General features: G+C 60.4%; 17 protein-coding genes and 1 pseudogene. 10 read left to right on the top strand and 8 right to left on the bottom strand.

The window, feature by feature from the left end:
- Positions 1–626: 626 nt before the first annotated feature.
- The 3 genes and pseudogenes from FJ398_10320 (at position 627) to FJ398_10310 (ending at position 3,188) form a co-directional block, all read left to right on the top strand.
- Positions 627–812: pseudogene (locus tag FJ398_10320) on the top strand (DUF2191 domain-containing protein).
- Positions 813–879: 67 nt separating this feature from the next.
- Complete coding sequence (locus tag FJ398_10315) at positions 880–1,395, top strand: hypothetical protein (GenBank protein MBM3838342.1); 516 nt, start codon at positions 880–882, stop codon at positions 1,393–1,395.
- 164 nt (positions 1,396–1,559) lie between these two features.
- Positions 1,560–3,188 carry a DUF4129 domain-containing protein gene (locus FJ398_10310; protein MBM3838341.1) on the top strand — a complete coding sequence of 543 codons (1,629 nt, stop codon included), beginning with the start codon at positions 1,560–1,562 and terminating at the stop codon, positions 3,186–3,188.
- A gap of 313 nt (positions 3,189–3,501) precedes the next feature.
- Here FJ398_10310 and FJ398_10305 read toward each other — a convergent pair whose 3' ends face one another.
- From FJ398_10305 to FJ398_10295, 3 genes are all read right to left on the bottom strand, one after another.
- Positions 3,502–4,263: a nucleotidyltransferase family protein gene (locus FJ398_10305; GenBank protein ID MBM3838340.1), complete on the bottom strand. Its 762-nt coding sequence runs from the start codon at positions 4,261–4,263 to the stop codon at positions 3,502–3,504.
- A 42-nt stretch (positions 4,264–4,305) separates the two neighbouring features.
- Positions 4,306–5,529, bottom strand: a complete 1,224-nt coding sequence (locus tag FJ398_10300; GenBank protein MBM3838339.1) for a 2,3-bisphosphoglycerate-independent phosphoglycerate mutase — start codon at positions 5,527–5,529, stop codon at positions 4,306–4,308.
- Positions 5,530–5,664: 135 nt separating this feature from the next.
- Positions 5,665–8,337 (bottom strand): DEAD/DEAH box helicase, encoded by a 2,673-nt coding sequence (locus FJ398_10295; GenBank protein ID MBM3838338.1) that lies wholly within the window; start codon positions 8,335–8,337, stop codon positions 5,665–5,667.
- Between the two features lie 102 nt (positions 8,338–8,439).
- Between FJ398_10295 and FJ398_10290 the strand changes: the two genes are divergently transcribed.
- The 6 genes from FJ398_10290 to dinB all read left to right on the top strand — a co-directional run bounded on the left by FJ398_10290 (position 8,440) and on the right by dinB (position 15,866).
- On the top strand, positions 8,440–8,688 hold the full coding sequence (locus tag FJ398_10290) for a hypothetical protein (GenBank protein MBM3838337.1): 249 nt from the start codon (positions 8,440–8,442) through the stop codon (positions 8,686–8,688).
- Positions 8,685–8,825 carry a DUF433 domain-containing protein gene (locus tag FJ398_10285; GenBank protein ID MBM3838336.1) on the top strand — a complete coding sequence of 47 codons (141 nt, stop codon included), beginning with the start codon at positions 8,685–8,687 and terminating at the stop codon, positions 8,823–8,825. Before FJ398_10290 ends, FJ398_10285 begins: the two co-directional genes overlap by 4 nt.
- 22 nt (positions 8,826–8,847) lie before the next feature.
- On the top strand, positions 8,848–10,188 hold the full coding sequence (rmuC, locus tag FJ398_10280) for a DNA recombination protein RmuC (GenBank protein ID MBM3838335.1): 1,341 nt from the start codon (positions 8,848–8,850) through the stop codon (positions 10,186–10,188).
- A 293-nt stretch (positions 10,189–10,481) separates the two neighbouring features.
- Positions 10,482–13,802 (top strand): type I restriction endonuclease subunit M, encoded by a 3,321-nt coding sequence (locus tag FJ398_10275; GenBank protein ID MBM3838334.1) that lies wholly within the window; start codon positions 10,482–10,484, stop codon positions 13,800–13,802.
- A gap of 3 nt (positions 13,803–13,805) precedes the next feature.
- Entirely contained in the window at positions 13,806–14,531 is a 726-nt protein-coding gene (locus FJ398_10270; GenBank protein MBM3838333.1) for a hypothetical protein, read from the top strand.
- A gap of 39 nt (positions 14,532–14,570) precedes the next feature.
- A complete protein-coding gene (gene dinB / locus FJ398_10265) occupies positions 14,571–15,866 on the top strand; it encodes a DNA polymerase IV (GenBank protein ID MBM3838332.1) in 1,296 nt (431 codons plus the stop codon).
- On the opposite strand, the gene FJ398_10260 is transcribed toward dinB, so the two are convergent.
- Genes FJ398_10260 through FJ398_10240 form a run of 5 tightly spaced genes read right to left on the bottom strand, consistent with a single transcriptional unit; the run spans position 15,799 to position 18,332 of the window.
- Positions 15,799–16,299, bottom strand: coding sequence for a tetratricopeptide repeat protein (locus FJ398_10260; GenBank protein MBM3838331.1), 501 nt, complete (start codon positions 16,297–16,299; stop codon positions 15,799–15,801). The two genes, dinB and FJ398_10260, sit on opposite strands and share 68 nt — an antisense overlap.
- Before the next feature lie 8 nt (positions 16,300–16,307).
- Entirely contained in the window at positions 16,308–16,949 is a 642-nt protein-coding gene (locus tag FJ398_10255) for a hypothetical protein (protein MBM3838330.1), read from the bottom strand.
- A gap of 14 nt (positions 16,950–16,963) precedes the next feature.
- Positions 16,964–17,527, bottom strand: a complete 564-nt coding sequence (locus tag FJ398_10250; GenBank protein MBM3838329.1) for a hypothetical protein — start codon at positions 17,525–17,527, stop codon at positions 16,964–16,966.
- 32 nt (positions 17,528–17,559) lie between these two features.
- On the bottom strand, positions 17,560–18,093 hold the full coding sequence (locus FJ398_10245; protein ID MBM3838328.1) for a type II toxin-antitoxin system VapC family toxin: 534 nt from the start codon (positions 18,091–18,093) through the stop codon (positions 17,560–17,562).
- Positions 18,090–18,332, bottom strand: coding sequence for a hypothetical protein (locus FJ398_10240; GenBank protein ID MBM3838327.1), 243 nt, complete (start codon positions 18,330–18,332; stop codon positions 18,090–18,092). The genes FJ398_10245 and FJ398_10240 overlap by 4 nt, the downstream gene beginning before the upstream one ends.
- A gap of 219 nt (positions 18,333–18,551) precedes the next feature.
- Between FJ398_10240 and FJ398_10235 the strand changes: the two genes are divergently transcribed.
- On the top strand, positions 18,552–21,716 hold the full coding sequence (locus FJ398_10235; protein MBM3838326.1) for a c-type cytochrome: 3,165 nt from the start codon (positions 18,552–18,554) through the stop codon (positions 21,714–21,716).
- The last annotated feature ends 194 nt before the right edge of the window (positions 21,717–21,910 follow it).

Genomic DNA, 21,910 nt, shown 5'->3' with positions numbered 1-21,910 from the left:
GAGAACCTGGAAAGACCGAGGAACTCTGTGAAGGTTTTCTCGAGGACGTGTCCCGCAGCGGCAATTATGCGCTAATTTCAGATTCCTGGAGGCCAGGATACAACCGGCGGCTTATCTCGTTGGCCGGGTCCGAGAAAAGGCTGACCGCATTCCCGCAGAATTTCCAGTCGATCACTGACACGAAGCTATCTCCGGACGACAAGCTGCTCGCGTACGTTTCAACCGAGACCGGACCAAGCGACGTTTCCTCGTCCACTTTCCAGGCTTCACCAATAGAACCGTTGTTCCACGCGGAGGAAGGGGACCGTTGCAGTGGCATCCAGACGGTTCAGAATTGTTCTATTTCAGTCTCGAGGGGCGAACCCTGAAGTCCGTTGCCATCAAAAACTCAACCCCTCCGGAGGTCGGTGAGCCGATCGATCTCTTTGAGATCCCCGAGTCGATTGGGCGACGCGAATTCGATGTGGCCCGAGATGGGCAACGCTTTCTCATGGTCCAGATCGCAAAGGATGCGACGGAGAGACAAATCTGGCAAAAGCCGAGTGTGGCAGTGATTGAGAACTGGTTCGAGGAGTTTCGTCGGTCACGTTGAACAACCTCTTGGCACATCGCATCATGATGCCTCCATGAGAACCACATTGACGCTCGACCCGGACGTCGCCGCCAAAGCGAAAAAAGGCGCCGCCAAACTGGGCAAGCCCTTCAAGGAAGTCATCAACACCGCTTTGCGGCTGGGGCTCGAACAAGTGCTGAATCCGCCGACAGTGAAACCCTATCGGACGGTGCCGCGGCCGCTGGGACTCCGCCGTGGTTTCAGCGTGGTGCGTTGCGAACTGGCCAATCACGCCGGCCGCTTCGCTCGCCAACGCGCTTCATCAAATGGGCCAGCGCGTCGGATTGGTGACCAATGGCCGCGACGCCGCGGACCGCATTCGTGAAGAAGGCTGGAACACCGAGTTCCGGACGCGCGCGGTCGCCCGGGCCAACATCGGCATGCGCGAACAAAGCGACCGTCTGCGGCCCATCATCATCGAGACTCGCCGCACTTCCGATCAATTGACGCGGATTCTGGAAACACTCGCGCGTTTGGAACTGACAGACGGGCTGGAATTTCACGAGCTGGCCGTCGAAGCGGCCAGCCGATTGCCCCGCAATGCCACCGTCGTGGCCGTGCTGACGGCCGTCCTGCCCGAAACGGCGGTCGCGCTGGTCAATCTGCGGCGGCGAGGTTACGCCGTGACCGTCGTGTTGGTTGTCTTTGATGAACCGGGAACGCCGGATTGGGCCAGCCGCCCGGATTGGGCCGGCTGGTTGCTGGCGAGCGGAATCGACTTAAGGCGCGTGGAGAGTGAGGCGGCGCTCTCTGCGTTGTGCGCCGAACGGCTGGTTCGGTGAACACAGACGACAATGGCGAATGACTAATGACCAATGCCGAGAGAATTTCTAAATCCCGAATGCTCAAGGCAACGCTTGGGAACCAACCGCGGTGTTCAGTTCTTGTGGCTTCCGCATTCTTTCGTTACTGGTGATGGGGCATTCGTCATTTTGAAGAGAAACGAATGATCTCACGCCAACCCGACAAAACCTTCGCCGATTACGTCGGCATCGCCATCAGCCCCGTGCTGATCATGGCGTTGATCGGAAGTCTGATGTTCTTCCTCCTGGAGATCAGCTACGCAGGTGAATACCTGGGACGGTTGCGCTGGACGATTTTCTGGTTCGTGCTTGCGTCCGTCCTGATCTCGCGCATTTCCATCGAGCAAGGCTCGACCCACGCCGGGATTTACGGATTCGGGCTGGCTCTAGCGACGGGGCTGATGACTTCGCGTTTCGTGAACTTCCTCTTGCCGGTCTGGTGTTTTCTCGGCCTCGTCTGGTGGTGCGCCAGCAAACTGACCTGGGACTGGACGCTGATCGACGAAGAGGAAGATGCTTCGGGCGAAGGCTTGCTCCAGGTGGCAAAGCTTGATGACGAATCCGGCGCAACTCAGGAGAAAAGGAGCGCGCAAGGCACTTCCGTCCCGGCGATCCCTTTCTGGAGGCAGTTGTTCAAGAATCGTTCGGAACGCGCCGGGCAGCCTCATGCGCCGGGACTCTGGGTGGTCTATTTCTCGTTGATCGCTCTGCCGCTGTTTGGCGCCGGACAACTTTTCCTCCCTCAAGATAATCCGGCCAAGCGGCGCGCCGGGTTTGTCTTATTGTGGATTTACATAGCGGCAGCGCTCGGATTGCTTTTAACGACGAGCTTTTTGGGCTTGCGGCGCTATCTCCGGCAGCGCCGGCTTCGGATGGCGCCGGAACTCGCTCGCGCCTGGGTCGGTTACGGCGCAGTCCTGGCGGGCGCGATCCTTCTGGGTTGTTTGTTGCTGCCCCGTCCTGAAGCGAAATATTCTCTGACTGCCGTTCTGGGCAGGCTCGGCTCCCCGGAAGGGGCGGCTTCCGAGTATTCTTGGTTTCGGCGAGACATGGATTCCGGGGCGGATGGCGGTGGCGCGGATTTCTTAAAAGGAGGCGATCCCCAGGAACGCGACGTTCAGGCCAAGGGACACACTGATCGCGGGTCGGTTCTTCCGAAGGTCAGCCGGTCTGGATCAAGCTCTTCGTCTGAGCCTTCTTCGGGTTTCGCGCCGTTCGCCTCCCGGCTGGCGACACTGCTGCGCTGGATCATCTACGCGTTGATCGCCTTCTGGGTGCTCCGCAGTCTGATCCGGAACGGCTCTCGATTGATCAAAGCGGCCAGGGATTTGGTTCAAGACTTCTTTGCCTTCCTGCGCCGATTGCTGGGTTTGAAAACTCCGGCTGCCCGCGCGAATGCGGCGGAAGCGACCGGAGGCCGAAGGCCCGTTAAGGCGCGGCCGTTCCGCGGGTTCGCCGATCCTTTCGCTTCAGGCGAAGCTCAGCGAATGTCGGCAGCCGAGTTGATCTGTTACAGTTTCGAGGCGCTTCAAGCGTGCGCGCGCGAGTGCGGCGTGCCGCGGCGTCCGGAGCAAACACCGCTCGAATTCGGCTCGGTGTTGAGCCGGGCAATTCCAGAACTGGAATCGGGGGCGCCGATCCTCAGGCAATTCTACACGCGGCTGGCGTATTCCGGACGGCTGCCGGCCGAAGGTTGTCTGGAAAACCTGGAGCATTTGTGGCGGCAAATGACCTCCGTGACTGGCCAGCTTCGGAGGGAGTTACATCGTTAAATGAGTTAAATGGTTACTGTGCAGACCGTGGGATTGACGACAGATCGACCGGAGAACCGTAGCGTAGATTTTCAATCTGCGGTATCGCCGATTTCCAATCGGCAGGGCGCCGGCAAGTCCCAGCGTGCTCGGACTGGGAGACGCCCCGCAGAATACAATTCTGCGATACGGCAGAGTGCAACTCTGCGCTACGAGCTTTGTCGTCCATCCCGCGGACCAAGCAGTAAATGAGTAAATGCGGTTTCGTCGGCGGATTTCATCATCACTTACGCGCTGCATTTCCGATCTAACCCGTTTAACTCATTTGACCGATTTACTGATCAGACCGTGGGATAGAATCCAGCGCCGCCAGAACTTCCGGGTCTCGCACATCGACCCAGCGCCCCTGGATTTCCAGCCCGGCGATCTTGTGTCCTTGCCCAAGCAGGGCGTTGATGGCGTCGGGCAATTCGTACTCGCCCCGCGGAGATTTTTGGAGCGTCGCCGTGAATTCAAACAGCGCCGGGCGGAAAATGTAAATCCCGGCGTTATACCAAATGGGATCACCCGGCTTTAGCCAGCCGTCGCGTCGCAAGTCTGCGAACTGCTCCGCGCTGGGCTTTTCAATGATGCGGCGCAGGCAAAATTCGGCGTCGAACAGGTTAATGCCTCCTTTGGTGACGTCCTCGCCGCGCGTGACCGTAACCAGGCCCGAGAATTGCCCCTGGCTGAAACGCTCGATCATTTGCTTGTAAGTTTCGGGCTTCACCAGGATGTCGCCATAAGTGAGAAGGAACGAGTCCGACCCGACAAAGCCTTTGGCAAGTTCCGGCGCTTTGCCGGTTCCATCCTGGACGGTCTGGCGCGCGTAACGGATCGCGGCGCCCCAGCGCGAGCCATTGCCGAAATGCGTTTCAATGGCCTCGGCGCGGAAGCCCGTGACAACGCAAAACTCGCGAATGCCGCTGGCAATGAGGCCCTCCAGAATATGTTCAAGGATGGGCCGGCCCTGAATCTTCAACATGGGCTTGGGCAATTCGTTGGTCAGTTCGCGCATGCGCGTGCCTTTGCCCGCCGCCAGGATCACAGCCTTCATCGGTCGAATTTCAAATTTGAAATTTGAGATTTGAAATTCAGGTCACGCCCCGTATTTATCAAACATCCTCGCGTTCGCCTGCATGAGGCGCATGAGATACTTCGCCTCGAATAAACCGAGCGAACCCAAATTCGCGCCCGTGTCGGAGAAACGGTCCAGTTTGTCAGATCCGGAGTAAGGCGATACCAGCAAGACCGGCTGTGGATGCCAGGAATGGCCCTTGAGCGCGCAAGGCGTGGAATGATCGCCGGTGATGGCCAGCACGTCCGGACGTTTCTGGAGGAGGACGGGCAGCGCGGCGTCGAAGTCCTCGATCGCTTTCTTCTTCGCCTCGAAATTGCCGTCTTCGCCGTGCATGTCGGTGTATTTGTAGTGAATGAAAAAGAAGTCGTACTTCCCATACTCCGCCAGGTAGCGCTCGAATTGGGCTTGAATCGTCTGCGCGCCTTCCAATTTGGTCATTCCGACCAGTTGCGCGAGGCCTTTGTACATCGGGTAGACCGCGAGGCAGGCGGCTCTCAATCCGTAGCGTTCCGCGAAGTTCGGGATGGCGGGCTGATGCGCGATCCCGCGCATCAGAAAACCGTTGGCGGGCTTCTTTGCGGCGATCACGGGCAACGCCGCTTTGTAGAAATCCGCGACTAACTTCGCCGCCTTCTTGGCTTTGGCGGATTTCTTGTCGATGGCTTCTGCTTTGGGAACGGGCTTGCCTTCCCGATGAGGATCGGCGTCCGTGAGCGGGCCTTCGAGACCTTTGCCGCGAAAGATGACGACGAAGCGATGGCCTTTGCCCGCCTTGATGATGACCTCGGTGTCGCCGAGCTTTTTGACTTTCTTGGCCAACAGGGCGCAGAGATCTTCGCAAACTTCGGTTTCGATGCGCCCGGCCCGCCGATCCGTGACGGTTCCTTTGGCGTCGAGCGCGCAAAAATTGGCGCGCGCGGCCACGTCGCCGGCTTTGAGGTCCAGCCCCAGGCCCAGGGCTTCGATCACGCCGCGGCCGACCTGAAATTCCAGCGGATCATAGCCGAAGAGTCCGAGATGGCCCGGACCGCTGCCGGGAGAAATCCCGGGCGCGACTGGAATCATGCGGCCTTGGGCTCCATCCTGCGTGAGGGCGTCCAGGTTGGGAGTTCGGGCGGCCTCCAGCGGGGTCATGTAACCTTGCTCACGCGTGGCGATGTCGCCCAGCCCATCGAGGACCACCAGCGCCAGTTTTGCGTCCGTCTTGAGTGTCAGTTCCGAATACAAAGCATCCAGTTTCATAAAGCCAAATCCCCGAAATGAAGTTGATTCTCAGCCCGCCTGAAGGGAACGCAGGCCGAGCTGTGGGCGGGGATATTGGCGTGAACGCTCCGAGAGCGTCAACGGGATTGTAAGGCGCGTTGGACCGTTGTGCCCCTAATGTCTTCTCAAAATCAACCGGTGATCCACGCGACGGGTTTGATCGTATTCCAGCGGGGGAAGATCGGTCAGGGTCGGCGATTCGGTTTCGTTGAGAATCTCCTGAGCCAGTGCTTGCAGTTCGGTCCAACGCGCCCAATCGAGTTCCGGCGAGTGCGCGATGCGCCGCATCAAGCTGCGCCACTCGATAATGATGCGGTCGATATCGCCCGGCCCGACCAGGTCCGTGATCCAGCGTTGCTTGTTCTGCGGATTCTGGTGAACGCTCGCCACGACCTGTTCCGCGCCCGCTCCGTACTTGGGCGGCATTCCATTTTCCAGGTAACCCGAAATCGTTTGCTGACCGTAAATGCGCTGGCACGACATGGCCAGCCGCCCTCCCCAGCGGTTCTCCTCGCCGCAAAAGCGAAATCCCGCGTCGAGGTTCGCCAGATCATAAACGAGTTCCTTGACGGGGTAGGTCTCATCCTCCAGACCTGCCGCGATCGCCAGCCCTTGCCCGTGAGAAAAGAACCCGACGATCTTTCCCCGCAAAGTCGGAGCCCCTGAGCCGTCCACCAATCCAAGCCGCCTCCAGAGCAAAGCCACGCCGGTGGCGGTCGGCAATTGTCTGCAGGCCGGCACGAGGGAACATGCCGCGCAATCCGGCGGCAGCACTTCGCGTTCAACCGGCTTCCAGAGCGCGACTCCATGAGCATCGACCGGCACGCGGAGCGTTTGCTCCGCGACGCTGATTTCGGCGACGATCTTTTGCGCGGAGATCCTGAACCGGACGGCCGGCGTTTTCTGCTCGGCTAGTTTCTTTTCGACCAGCGGAGCAATCTTGTCCTTCCAAATTGCGAAAGGCGCCTGGCGTCGCTGCCAGTTCGTGATCCGCCGAATCCATTTCGTGAGCACAATGCGTTCGTCGTTCAACCTATCCGCGACCGTAATCGAACGCCCGTAAGTCGGAACACCGTCATTTTTCGACAGCACCACGAGCTGGTTGAAGCCGACTTTTTCGAGGGCGCTCGGTTCGGAGAGAACAGAGCGATGGGCGATCGGCGTTTGGTTATCGGCAACTGGCGATTGGCGATCGGCAATTGGCAATTGGGCCGCGGCTGTGAGTTCCTCGGAATTCCCCTCATCGGCCCTGCGGACATCCTGGTCGGGCGAGTCCGTCCCGGAGCACCGCTCCTCAACATGTTCGGAACCCGTCGGAGCTCGGCTCGCTGGGGACAGGCTCGCCCTACCTTCATTGGATGAAACCACCATGATTTCGCGAAGCGGACGTTCCTGCAACGGAGGGTACGCCTCCCATTCGCCGCGGCTGTTCAACATTTCGCGCACGCGTTTGCGGACGTGGCGCGCGCGTTCGGGATCGGTCTTCAGCCCGCACGGCACTTCGGGATGCTTCAACGATTCCTCAACGCCGAGGAAAATCGGTTTGGTGGTGAAAAGGCGTTCTTGGAGCCGAACGGCTTCGGCGAACGGATCACGACCCGCCTCGTGAGCGGCGGTCATCAAATTCAGCAAGACGCCCCAATCGACCAACCCGCCCCGCGAAAGCTGGCACGCGTGCGCGTCGAGGAGCCGGATTTCATTGGCCGTAATGAGAACGAAGCCGGTCTCATCCAGCCCCCGGCGCCCGGCCCGGCCAAACATTTGCAGAATTTCATCCGCCTTGAGCGGTTGCTCGATGTGATCCCGCCGGTAGGACGCGCCCGCCAGCGCGACGCTGCGCAGCGAGAAATTGATGCCGGCCGCCAATCCCATCGTCGCGACCACGACCCGGAGCTGGCCGGCCTTGGCGAGCGGTTCGATGACTCCGGCGCGCGCCGCGTAGCTCAGGCCGCTGTGATGATACGCAATGCGACTTTTCAACATCTTGGCGAGGTATTCGCCGACCAGAAGCCTCTGTTCGAGGCTCAGCGAAAGCGGATTCGGCGTCGGCAACCAGCGCGTCAATTCCGCGGCCATTTGTTCGGCAGCCTGGCGGCGCGGCGCGAAAATCAAAATCGGCCCCAGATCATCTGCCAACGCCTTCAGGACCAGCCGGGGCCAGTAATTCCGAATCTCGCTGGGAACATGATAATTCAGGTTGTTCGCATGGACTTCCTCCAGCGGCACCGGGCGGAGGTCGTGGCGAATCAACACCGCGTCGCGGCCCAGGCGGCGAAGCCATTTCACAACGTCGTGCGGATTGGCCACGCTGCCGCTCAGCAGGAGCAATTGCGTCCGCGCTGGCGCCAGGGCCAGGGCCAGTTCGTAATTCAATCCACGATCTTCGTCCCCGATCATCTGATATTCATCGACGACCAATAACGTGGGGCCGTCGCCCTGGATCAAACGGTTGCGCTGCGTCTCCAGGGTCGCGACGATCACGGGCGCGTCGAGATTTTCCGAGAGATCGCCCGTGGAAATCCCGACGTCCCACCCGCGCGCGCGCCACTCGGCGAGCTTGTCGTTGGCCAGGGCGCGCGTCGGGACGGTGTAAATCGCCTGGCCGCGATTCTTGCCGTGGTTGGACCACAGCTCAAAAACCAGGGTCTTCCCGGAACCGGTCGGCGCGTGGACGACGACGTCCTTGCCTTGGCGCAGCGCGGCGACGGCCTGCTGCTGCCAGAGATCGGGAACCGCCACCTGATTCAACGCGGTGAAATTCTCCAGTTGGGCCGCGATCGAATTCACGCACCCAAGATAGCCGAAGACTTCAAATGTGAAATTGGAAATTTGATTTTGCTTTATCGCGAGGGCCGGCCTGCTTTAGGTACCAATCGCAAATGCACGCCAATGAACGCGACGGTAGGGCGAGCCTGTCCCCAGCGAGCCGAAGCAGACGTGTTCCAAGCACGTCGAGCGGCTCGCCGGGGACGGACTCGCCCTACCTTGCTCGTGGCGGTGCGCAGGGGGGACGCATCCGCCAAAGCTCGCCTGGCGCAGATTCAACGGGACCAATCCACGATCGAAACCAAGAAGCAGGCCGTGGAAGCCAAAGGCCGTTTACACGCCCAGAGAGGATGTGATAATTTGTCGGCATGAACACCAGCGACTTGGTGACCGTTGATCCGGACACCCTGGGCGGGACACCGGTCTTCAAAGGGACGCGCGTCCCGGTCAAGACGCTTTTCGAGTATCTGGAGAACAATTATACGCTCGAAACCCGCCAATGCAGTTGATTTACCTGGATCAATTCGTGGGATGACCGAAATCTTTCTTGGCTTCGCGCTGGTTCTTCTCGTCGGGAACCTTGTCCTCACCGTTGTCCTGCTGTCGCGGCGGCTCAGTGTTGATCTGTCCGGCCTTCAGCCTCGCTTCGACGCGCTGCAATCGAACCAAGAGCGAACGGAGCGCGCGTTCCGCGAGGAACTGGGCCGGAACCGCGAGGAAGGTTCGTCCGCCGGCAAACAACTCCGCGAAGAGTTGAGCGGCAAAATCAGCAGTTTCGGCGATTCCCTGCAAAGCCGCCTGGCCGAGATCGCGGGTCTTCAGCAGAAACAACTCGACAGCTTCGCGCAGCAACTGGCGGCGCTGACGCAGACCAACGCGCTTCGACTGGAGGCCTTGCGCACCGCCGTCGACACCAAACTCAAAGAAATTCAGGAAGACAACGCCCGGCAACTCGACCGGATGCGCACCACGGTCGATGAAAAACTCCAGAGCACGCTGGAGAAACGGCTCGGTGAATCGTTCAAGCAGGTTTCCGAACGGCTGGAGCAAGTCCACCAGGGCCTGGGCGATATGCAAAAGCTGGCGGCGGGCGTCGGGGATTTGAAACGCGTTTTGACCAACGTGAAATCGCGCGGCGTTTGGGGAGAAGTTCAGCTCGGGGCGCTTTTGGAAGAAGTGTTCACGCCGGAGCAATACGACCGGAACGTCAAAACGAAGGAATCGAGCAGCGAACTCGTGGAATTCGCGATCCGGTTTCCGGGTCAAGGCGACAGCGAACGCGAGGTGCTCTGGCTGCCGATCGATTCCAAATTCCCGATCGAAGATTACCAGCGGTTGCTCGACGCGCAGGAGAAGGCCGATCCCGACGCCGCGGAAGAAGCCGCCCGGATGCTCGCCGCCCAGGTCAAAGCGTCGGCTAAAGATATTTCCGACAAATACCTGAACCCGCCGAACACCACGAATTTCGGGATTCTGTTCCTCCCGACCGAAGGGTTGTTCGCGGAGGTGACTCGCCGGGCCGGTTTGACCGACGCGATCCGCCGCGAGCACAACGTCATCGTCGCCGGCCCCACTACTCTGCTGGCGATGCTGAACAGTTTCCAAATGGGCTTCCGGACTCTGGCCATCCGGCAGAGATCCGATGAAGTGTGGAAATTGCTCAGCGGCGTCAAAACGGAGTTCGGCAAATTCGGCGACTTGCTCGAGGGCGTGAAACGCAAGCTGGAGCAGGCGTCGAACACCATGGACGACGTGGCCCAGCGATCCCGCGCCATCGAACGCAAACTGCGAAATGTGCAAGAATTGCCCGCCTCCGAAGTTCAACCCCTTCTGGCCAACGGTGGCGCACCGGTGTCGGGGGATTCGGAATAGGAGATTCCAGCCGGAGGAGGGTTTGGGCGCACGTTGAGCGGCCTGAAGGCCGCCGTGCATCAATGCACCTCAAGATGGGAGGGCCGCCTGCGTCAAAGTTGGATTTGACATGTCCTTCGAGATACTGTCCATTTGGACAGTATTCCGACGGAACACGGACCGGAACTGCGTTCAGGCCAGATCGTGGGCCGCGCTCGTCGACTGCAAGAGCACGTTGAGGACGTTTTCTATCAAACAGGCAGATTTGCGTCGTGCAAGATATCCCATGGTCTGACAACCTGCGTTACGCATCCATGCCAAACGGCGAGACATTGAATCTTGAAGCAGAGATGCAGAGCTACGGTGTCTCCAACCGCATTTTTCGCGACTTGAGTAGCCCGGCATCCCCAGAATTGCTGGACTATCTTGATCTCGTTCGGCGGGCTGAGGACAGCCAGCCCAAGGGGCACAATCTTCTGCCCGATGGTGTGGCGGAAAGCCAGGGACGGCCCCTGCTTTTCATCGTGAACGAAAGCCGGCTAGCCCAAACGCCAAGGGAACAAGAGCAACAACTTAAAACACTCCGACGGAAGCTTGCCTGCCGTGGCGACCGCGCCTACCTCGCGCGCATCCGTCCCGGTGAGCTGGCAGTTGTGCCGGTGTCGCTGGACGACCGAACCCCCGACTGGGAGCGCTACACGCCCGACACGCCAGAGGCACTGACCTTTTTCTCGCGGCTGGCTCACGGTCAGTATGACGGAAAAGGCGAACCGAAGGAGACGGATTACGTCTTCTCTGCGATGTTCACATTGGTGTGGAGCGTTGCTGACAGACTCGCCCGGCTTCGACTCAAACGCGCTGACGTTCTTTCGCTGATGGGGCGAGCCTTGTTCTTTCGCTTTCTGCGCGACCGGCACGTTGTCCGTGAAAGCGATGCACAGAAGATCGCTCCGAATGCGGCGAGCATCCTCGACTGCTTTACCAATGCTCAGAACGCATCCAGTACGTCGGCTTGGCTCGACAAGACCTTCAATGGCGATTTGCTCCCACTAATTGATGACAACTTTGAAGAGTTGGGGCGCCGCACCAACGGGATGGTGTTTGTTCACCTTAGCGCCATCGTGAAGGGAGAAGAACCTGTCGGGGATGAAAACTATCAGTTACCTCTGCCTATTCATTTCGGCCATTTCTTTTTCGATCACATCCCCGTTGGCCTGCTGAGCCAAGTGTATGAGCGTTTCGCCTGGAAATGGGAGCACCAGACCGCGAAGGAAACGAGTGTTCATTACACCCCGCGCAACATCGCAGCCACGTTGGTTGATGAGGCCTTTGCCAAGCTGCTAAACGCGAATAACGCTCGCGTCCTGGATCCAGCCTGCGGCGCTTCGGTCTTCCTCGTCTTGGCGTTCCGGCGACTTTATCAGGAGCGGTGGAAAGCCACCGACCAGCGCCCGGATGCCAAAGCCATCCGCGAGATTCTGGACAAGCAGCTCGCCGGCTTCGACATCAGCGACTCCGCCATCAAACTTGCCGCCCTTAGAGCGTGTCCGAAAATTGCGCGGGGTCCTGCGGCGAGGGATTTTGGCTGTGGCCAAGGCGGCGAGGTCCGAGCATCCCCAACGCGGGCTGTAAGGACCGAGCCAACGCAGGCCACGGACAAAAGACCCGCCGCCCGGAGGGTTTTCGCGCCAAAGGCCGCCTGGCTTCGTTGCTCCTCAGTCGAAGATCCAGGGAGGATATTCTCCTTCGTTGCGCCTCGCCATCCGGCCTTTGGCGCGAAAACAGGACCCCGCGGAATTTTCGGACACGCTCTTAGCCTTTACCTCACCGCCATCGAACTCGACCCGAAACCCGTGCCGCCGGAGAAACTCAAATTCCGGCCACTGCGGGACAAAGTCCTTTTCAACTTCCGACGCGAGGGTGTTGACCCGGTGGAAGGCGCAGTGGCTGGCAGCCTCGGTGAACATGTCGGTCGCCGGTTCGATGGGCAGTTTGATCTCATCCTCAGCAATCCGCCGTGGACCAGCTTGAAAGGCAAGGAGCGCCCGCTGGCCGAAGAGTTCAACCGACTGAGCAAAGCCATCATCGCTCTCCGCGCGGACCAGCTAACGGCTGACGCGTATGAGAATCCCGACTTCGGCCCGGACCTGCCGTTTGTCTGGAAGGCGACGGAGTGGTGCAAACCCGGTGGCCGTATCGCAATGGCGCTTCCCGCGCGCATTCTGCTCAAACAGGAAGACATTCCACGCCGTGCCCGTGAGACTTTCCTGCGACTGGTCGAGGTCACGGGCATCATCAACGGCACGAACCTGTCGGATACGGCGGTGTGGCCGCAGATGAGCCAGCCGTTCATGTTGCTTTTCGCCCGCAATCGGAAGCCCAGAGCCGGTCACACGCTGCGGCTTGTCACCCCACAGTATGACGCTGCACTGAATCGAAATGGCGAGATGCGGATTGATGCGAAATCCGTTCAGCCCATCGAGGTGGAGGCGACGTTTGAACGACCGTGGATTTGGAAGACGGTGGCGCTAGGGACGCCATTGGACGCCGAGGTTGTTAGTCGTCAGAGTTCTTCGGGCCTTTCATCGCTTCTTCGCTATTGGGAATCAACGAAGCTCCCTGCTTCCCAAGGTTACAGAATCGCAGAGGACCAAGAGCAGTTCGACGCGAAGTTCCTAAACGGACTTCCAGACGTCACATGCTCAACGCCCGGTGAATTCACAATCGAAACTCGACTTCTGCCGCGCTTCTCCAGAAACACACTCAACCGCCCGCGGAAGAGGGAGAACTATTCCGCGCCCTTGGTATTGCTAAAGGTAGCCCCGGGCATTGGGGTCGAACTGTACCGGGCAGTTTTGTGCCTTGAAGACGCGGCTTTCAATGAGAGCTTTTATGGATATTCAACAGGAGGACACCCTCACTCAGTGCTCCTCGCTCGCTATCTCCAGATTTTCGCACACTCGACTGTTTGGATGCACTACGTTCTCAGCACCAGCAGCGAGTTTGGCGCAGAGCGCCGGAAATTACAGAAAGGAGATCTCGACGACTGCCCGATCTTCCCCTTCGAGAAGCTGACAGCAGAGCAACGCCAAACCGTGTCTCGCCTTTCCGACCGGCTTATTGCCCGCGATCTGACGGTGTTCGACGAGATAGATTCCTTCTTCGGAAGCCTGTTCGGCCTCGACAGCAAAGACATGGAAGTCGTGCGCGACACGGTAGATGTGGCGATGCCCTACATCGAGTCACGCAGCCGCGCCTGCAATCCGCCTCGTCCGGCGGAGCGTGAGCGTTTCCGCAAACGGCTGGAATCCATCCTGCGCCCATTCTTCAAAGTCACGGGGGACGAACCGCAGGTTGAACTCTGGAAGCCGGATGTGCCTTTCCTCCAATCCTCCGCGCCCTTCGGCCTGCTGTTCATCTCGAAACGCGGCACGAGGATGCCTGCTCCGGACGCTTTGTTCCGCGACGTGCTGCTCAAGTTGGCCGAGGATACCGGCAGCACGCGCATCATTCAGCAAGTCGAGGGCGGCTTGCTCGTGGCATTGCTCAACCAGTACCGCTTTTGGACGCCCAGTCGGGCGCGATTGATCGGGGCAGAACTGGTCCGCGAACATCTCGACGTTTTCGAAGCCTGACGCATGTGGCTCGAAATGTTTAAGGAGGTATGGGATGGCACTGAGTTGCCACATAAACGCCTTTCTCTGCGGACTTGCCTCATCGTCGAACAAGCCATCGTTCGCGCATGGCGGTGGATGATCGAAAACCCGCAACCGAGTTTCGACCTCGACACAGCAGAAGAAAATGGCGTGACCCATCGCCTCCACGAAACTCTGTTCGATGTCGTGTTCAAGAATGAACTCGTAGATGGATTCAACAAGGATGTGTTCACTGTGGGTGCGCGTGGCACTGAACTGAGAAATTTCGACGGCCGCAAACGTGATTTGAAGCCGGACTTGATCGTGGGGTTCATCAACCGCCCGAGTGTGGCTTATCCAACGCAAGATTGGCTTTTCATCGAATGCAAACCCGTGGACGTCGACCTCACGGTTGGCGCTCATTATTGTGACAAGGGACTGATCCGTTTTGTCCGCGGCGATTATGCTTGGGCGATGCAAAGCGCCATGATGATTGGCTATGCGCGAGAAGGCTATTCCCTTATTCCCAAACTCTCCGAAGCCCTTGCCTCCCACCGCAAAGAACCGATCCCGACCTCCTTTGGCCCGGAGTCTTGCCCACGCACGCGAGCAACACCGTTCGCCGAACCGACTGCAATTTCCAAGCACCAGCGCACATTCAGTTATATCGAGAACAACTTGCCGGCAGGTGTCGTCGTCATCCGCCATTTGTGGCTGAAACGTGGATGACCATTGCCTCCTGCTTTCGGCCATCGTCACAGCGCAACCTTGCGCACTCTCGTCCATCTCGATGCCGATGCGTTCTTCGCCGCCGTGGAGCAGGCGGCGGACGCCAAGCTGCGCGGCAAGCCCGTGGCCGTTGGCGGCGAAAAGCGCGGCATTATCGCGTCCGCGTCCTACGAGGCGCGAAAATTCGGCATTTACACACCGATGCCAACGGTGCGGGCGCGCAAGCTGTGCCCGAAGCTGATCGTCCTTCCGGGGAATTTCGAGCGTTACGAGCAATTCTCGAACTGGATGTTTGGCTATTGCTACGACTTCACGCCCGACGTCGAGCAGACTTCGATCGATGAAGGCTACTTCGATCTTTCCGCCGCGCGAAAACCGGTGGTTGAAATCGCGCTGACCATCCGCCAGGCCATCGGGCAGCGGCTCAAAATCACCGTCAGCGAAGGCATCGGAACGAACAAGCTCGTCAGCGCCGTGGCTTCGAAACTGACCAAGCCTGCCGCGTTCAATGAAGTTCCGCCCGGCCACGAAGCGGCGTTCCTGCACCCGTTGCCCAACCAATGGCTGCCCGGCATCGGCCCGAAGACGAGCGCGCGGCTCAATGCGGCCGGGCTCGTGGAGATTCGCCACGTCGCCGCGACCCCGTTGGACATGCTGGCGCTGTTGCTGGGCAGCCAGGCGGCGACCATCCGCCAGTTCGCCCGCGGCATTGACGAGCGCCCGTTGATTCCCGCGCGCGAACCGCAAAAATCGTTCAGCCAGCAGGAGACCTTTGCCAGCGATCTGACGGACGAGGAATACGTCGAAGCCACCTTGCGCCGCATGGCGGACCATCTGTTCGCGGCGGTGCGCGACGAAAGCCGCAGTGTCCGCACGCTCACCGTGCGCGTCCGCTACAACGACATGGCCGAAGATCAGGTGAGCGAAAGCCTCCTCGAACCGACCGATCTCGAAACGGACGTGTATGGCCGGTTGCACGGCATGCTCCGCAAGGCGTGGAGACGGCGCGTGAGCCTGCGGCTCGTCTCTTTGAAATTGTCCAACGTTTATGACGGCCGCTTTCGCAGCAAGTTGCCGCTGGAAATCTCCGCGCAACGCCAGGATGCGCAGGCGCGGCTGGCGCGGGTGATTGACGAACTCCGCAGATCGCGCGGCCACTCCGTCCTTCTGCGCGGCCATGATTTCCGTTTGCGCGAGGCGCCGGTGGAGATTGGAGGCGGGGTTGGCGCGTTCGGCAAACCCAATGCGCCGGTTCAAAGCACAGTTCCTAGGGCAAGTCGCGGATCGCGTCGTGAACGGGGCCGAGGTCCGGATCGCGCAGCGCCTGCTGCTTGACTTCATCGGCGTTGCCAAAAGAAAGAGCCATTTTGAACCACGCCATCGCTTCGTCGAGTTTGCCCATCTGGCATTCGTAACAGGCCAGATTGTACGGCACGCTCCATTCCTTGGGGAATTTCTCGATGGCCGGGAATAAGGCATCGAAGGCCTCCCGGTAACGCTTCTCGTAAAAGAGGGAGTTCGCGTAATTCTGCCAGCTCGAGATTTCATCCGGGGCCGCGGCCACGAGCCGATGGCCAACCTCCGCGCACGCTTTCCAATCTTTCATCTTCGCGTGGACGTGCCAGCGGAGCAGCAGGATATCCGGGTGTTCCTGCAAGGTCGGAGAAATGCGCTGTAATTCGTCGAGCGCGTCGGCGTAGCTGCCCAGCACGAGCCAGCCTTCGGCGGCGGAGAAATGGTAACTGTCGGGTGGTTCAAGAGCGGTCATGGGCCACGCTACTTCGCCGGCGAACCCGGCTGCTTCGGCGGCGCGCGGCGGACCTGGTAATTGGTCAACCCCACGTGATTCAACTGCTGGTAGCTCTTAAGGACGACTCCCTTGGAAGCGAGCCATCCGGAAACTTCATACGGTCCCGCGTTGGTGCGGTCCTGGAATTCCGGAATCAAAAGTCCGATGACACTCTGGTCGATCAGAATGTTGTCACCTTCCAACGGAAGATCCTCAGGGCGGGGCTCTCCCTGGCTGCTCACAACAATCGCCGCGTCTTCAAACGCGCGGACCAAATCCTGAATCGGTTCGAGCCGATTGGTGACTTGCGGTTCGGGCGGCGGAGGCTGAATGGGAATGTTGAGCGCCACAAGCGCCTGGCGCATTTTTTCATTCTCGGCTCGCAGGCGGACGATCTCCGCGTCGAATCCGCGCAGGCGCTGAAGTTCGTCGTTGTCGCGGCGAAGCCTGCCGAGTTCTTGATTCTCGGTCCGCAACTTTTTCACTTCCTGATTGGCGGCGCGAAGACGTTCCAATTCCTGGCGGTGCTCGGCAGAGGCGGCTGCCGGGGCGGAGGCCGGTCCGCAACCGGCGCCGAGCAGGAGGCCGGCGAGGGTTGCTGCGGCAGGCACGATCGTTGTGCGTTTCATAAACAAAACCGCGGTCAATTGAGGATCTGGAAAGAGTCGAAGAATGTTTTGGCTTCGGGCGATTCGAGGCCTTTCGACCCTGCGATCACCATGAGGCTGTACATCCGTTTGTTCGCCAGAAAAATGCGCTGGCGCACGGTGAAGCCGCCTTTGACCGAAGCCAGAAACTCGCGCCCCGGATAATTCTTGTGCTTGATGGGCTTCTCGCTGATCAGTTCGCCGCGCAAATCGGACAAGGCTTGTTTTTGGACTGCGTCCAGAATCTTGTTCGGATCTTTCAGCACGGCGGCATTGGGAGGTTGATCGGAGTAACTGACGGCCAGGCCCGCGAGATTGCTCATGGCGGAGACGATCCGATAGGTCTTGGACTCGAAGCCGGTGCTGGTTTTTGGCTCATCCTTGATCGGATTCGGCGGCATAGTGACGCTGAAATTCCCGTCCGGCGGGGAAAAGGGCTTCCAATAGGTCAGGGCATTCTTGGGATCCCTTTCACCGCAACCGGCGGCCAGGCCGAACGCCGCCGCCAGCACCACGGTCCACCCAGCGCGTCCATCAAGGGCTTTGAGGATTGAGTTCATGGTGAGCCATTATACTCGCTGGCCGCTCGAAGTCAGCTTCGTTTCAAGCGGTGCTGGTGGCTGGGCGACGAGAGCTGTGAAGCCGGTCGATCTTCGGCTCTCACGGTGGCCACCTGCAACCCCTCTGCTTTTGCCAGCTCAGCTTGACGTGGGTCGAACGTGAGAAAAACCTCGGTTTCAAGCAACAACGCGCACGCGACATGAAGCAAATCAATAGACCGGGCCCCGATTCGATCAGCGTGCGTGGTCGAAAGTCGGCGCGCCCGATCTGTCGCAGTGTCCATATCCAGCACGATCTCTTTGAATGCGCCACGCTTTATGAACCCAATCAGGCGCGACACGGCGGCGTCTCGTTCCCGGTTGATTCGCATGCGCAAACCGGACGGGAGCACGCGTCGCTCGTGAAAAGCGCGCAGCCGGATGCCGTTCTCAACTTCGAGGCCATGCAACGGCAGGTAGAAAATCGGTGGGCGTCCCAGCCGACGATACTCCGCTCCCGCCTGCTCCGCGCCTGCCTCGCCAGTGACCAGCCGGAGAATGAAACTGCTGTCCGCGTAAACCCTCATCGCCGGGACTCCTCCAGAAGGGCGACCGCGCTGACCGGGGATCGCGGAGCTCGCAGCGCTTCATCTAAGAGTTCATCGATAGCGCGCGCGCGTTCCGCGTCGTCCTCCTCTCGGTCTGCCGGTTGAATGACCCAAAGCGGCTTGCCGTTGTCCGTGACTTGCACGCTCTGGCCGGAACGAGTCCAACGTTTGACTTTGAGCGGTTCACGAACCAACTGGCGCAATGGAATCGTTTTCATGTCGTCTGACGGTAATGTCAGACGACGCGAGCGTCAACGCGTTTCGCCCGTCCGCCCGCCCCTCGGCAAACAACGGTGCAGGACTCCCGCCGAGCCCGGCGTCGATGGCGAGTCCGCCCAGGACATTCGCCCACCCTTACCGGGGGGGGGCGCGCCGGTTTCACCCTCGACCTGGCAGCTTTCCTTGAACCGTTCTGAGACGCGACGTAGTCTGGCGCCATGGCTCGGTCCTGGAATCCGCGCGCAATATGTGCCATCGCACTGTACGTCGCGCTTCATACGGCCTCGGCGCAGGCGCCCGAACTTGTGCGCGTGCCCGAAGGATTCGCGATCGAGAAGGTGGCCGGGGATCCGTCCGTCGTCTTCCCCATGTTCGCGGCGTTCGATGAGCGCGGAAGATTTTTCGTGGCCGAATCGTCCGGGTTGGATTTGTACGCCGAACTGCGCGCCCAAACGCGCCAATGCCGCGTCAGCCTTCTGGAGGACCGCGACGGGGACGGCCGATTCGAAACCGCGCGCGTGTTCGCGGACCGCCTGGTTTTCCCCATGGGCCTGGCGTGGCGCGAGGGCCGGCTCTACGTGGCGGACCCGCCGGACCTGGTGGCTTTCGCGGACAAAAATGACGACGGCGTCGCGGACGAACGCACGGTCGTCCTGACCGGATTCGGCCACACGGACAACGGAAGTTTGCACGGGCTGACGTTTGGTCCGGACGGATTGCTTTACATGACGATGGGCGAGCCGGATGGATATCGGCTCACGCGGCGCGACGGTTCGATCCTGACCGGGCGCAGCGGCGCGCTGATTCGCTGCCGACCCGACGGCGCCGATCCGGAGGTTCTGTGCCGGGGGTTCGAGAACCTCGTCGAGATCGTGTTCACGCGGGGCGGCGCGATCCTCGGGACCGACAACTGGTATCAGAAACCGGAGGGCGGCATGCGCGACGCCCTCGTGCATCTGGTCGAGGGCGGTTTGTATCCCATGCAACCGGACCAGGGAACGCACTATCCGCTCACGGGAGATCCTTTGCCTGCGACCGCGCTGTACCCGGCGGTGGCCTTGAGCGGATTGGCCCTCTATCGCGGCGATTCCTTCCCGATGGAGATGAGGGGAAATTTATTCTCCGCCCAGCACAATTCCCGCAAAGTCGCGCGGCACATCCTGATCCCCGAACATGAAACCTTCCGCGTGGCCGATCATGAATTCATTGCGAGTGACGATCCGGATTTCCATCCGTCCGATGTGTTGGAGGACGCGGAAGGCGGCTTGCTCGTGGTCGATACGGGAGGGTGGTACGTGCAGCATTGCCCGACAGGACGAATCCGAAATTCGCGCGCGCCCGGCGGCATCTATCGCATCCGGCCGATGACGCTGGCCCGCATCGACGATCCCTGGGGGCTGAAGATCTCCTGGAACGCGCGGCGCGCCGAACAACTGGTGCCTCTGCTCGAAGACCGGCGCTGGGCTGTGCGTGACCGCGCGCAGCTATTGCTCTCGAAGCGGGGAGCCGAGTCGATCCCGGCGCTCGCGGCCCTGTTGGCTCGCGCTGCCAGTTCCCCAGGACACGACGGTAGGGCTGCGCTGCCGCGCAGCCGGTTTTCAGTCGATGCGGCGGCGCAGCAGCACCGCCCTACCCTCGACGCAAAACTCCATGCGCTCTGGGCGTTGTCGGCCATTCCGGATCCGGCGGCCCTCGTGCCCTTGCGCAATGCCCTCACAAATCGAGAACCTGACCTGGTGTGCGTGGCTGTTCACGCGCTGGGATTGCGTGCCGACCGTGAATCCACTCCTGCGCTGTGCCGGCTGCTTGAGTCAGCGTCTCCTCAAGCGCGACTCGCCGCCGCCCAAGCGCTCGCTCGATGCGGAAACACAGACGCCGTGCCCGCAATTTGGTCGGCCTTGCGCCAGCCGGGTGTTGGCCGGTTCCTGGAGCACGCGCTGATCCACGCCGCGTATCAGATCGCAGATGAGGCGGGCTTGACCCGCGCGCTCCACGACGCGCACTCGCGCGTGCAGAAGGCGGCGCTGCTGATCCTGGATCAACCGCCGCGGAACATGTTAACGGCGGATGCGGTGATCGCGCGCCTCTCTTCGGAGGATTCCGATCTGCGCAAAACCGCTCTCCAAATTCTGCAAAAGCACAAAGAATGGACGCTCCACGCGTCGGAGGTCACGCGAACGCTTCTGCTCAAAACCGAATCGGCCGGTGACGAACCGGCCGTTCTGCGCAACCTGATTCTCGCGTTCCAGAGCGACGCCGCGGTTCAACGATTGGTCGCCGAAGCGTTGACCCGGTCCCTCAACTCGCAGTCCTCAGACCGCGCGGTTCTTCTCTGGGAAACGTTGGCTCAAGTCAGCTTGCGCGCGCCGTCGCGGGTGTGGGTCGATGCGCTGCAAAGCAGCCTGGCCAGCCCTTCTCCCCAAACGCGATTCCACGCCGCCAAAACGGCGGCGCTCTGGCAGATTCCGGACCTGGACGCACCATTGCTCGCCGTGGTGGATGACACGACGGCGGGCGCCGAACTGCGGATGGAAGCCATGCGCGCGGTGCTCCCCCGCCACGCCCGGCTCTCGCAAGCCGCGTTCGATTTGTTACTCGCCGGAGTTGGATCTCAATCCAATCCGGTATCCCGCCTGACTGCGGCAGGCTTGCTTGGCAAAGCCGAATTGACCGACGCTCAGATCAAAACGCTCCTGGAGTCCATTCGCCAAGTCCCGCTCCTCTCGCCTTCGATTCTCACGCCGGCCCTGGCGCGCGCCGGTGAAAACGCCTATCCGCTCGTGCTGGCTTATCTTTCGGACGCCCTCCGGAGCGGTTGGCGGCCCGGCGACGAAGAAGCGGCCAGACTGGTTCGCAACGCTCCAAAACCATTGATCGAAGAGTCGAGCCGCTGGGTCGCGGAGGTTAAGCGGATGAAAGCAAGCGAGAGCCAGCGCTTGTCCGGCCTCGAACCGCTGCTCAAAGGCGGAGAAATCGGGCGAGGCCGGGAAATATTTTTCGGCGTCAAAGCCGCGTGCTCCGCTTGTCATCGCGTCGGCCACCGCGGCGGCGTCATCGGGCCGGACTTGACCAAGATCGGCGCCATCCGCGCGGGCCGCGATTTGCTGGAATCGATTGTGGTTCCGAGCTCGACGTTCGCCCAGGGTTACGAGAGCTACAGCGCGACGCTCAAGGATGGGCGCGAGATCGACGGCATCCTCGTGCACCAAACCGCGGAGGCCATCCGGATGCGTGACGCCGGCGGCGCGGAGCACTTGATCCACCAGCAAGACGTTCAAGAATTGAAACGCCGGGCCACGTCGCTGATGCCGGACGGATTGGACAGCGCTCTATCCCCGGGCGAGTTTCGCGACCTCCTCGCCTTTCTTCAGAGTCTGAAGTGAATATTTGGAGAAACTTTCCGTGAACCTAACGGTAGGGCGAGTCTGTCCCCAGCGAGCCGAGTCGGACGTGTTCTGCGCTCGTCGAGCGGCTCGCCGGGACGGACTCGCCCCACCGGATGTAACGGCGCGTTCTTAGAGCGTGTCCGAAAATTGCGCGGGGTCCTGCGGCGAGGGATTTTGGCTGTGGCCAAGGC

Source organism: Verrucomicrobiota bacterium, from assembly GCA_016871535.1.
Classification (GTDB): Bacteria; Verrucomicrobiota; Verrucomicrobiia; order Limisphaerales; family SIBE01; genus VHCZ01.
This window is presented reverse-complemented; position numbering and strand designations above follow the sequence as displayed.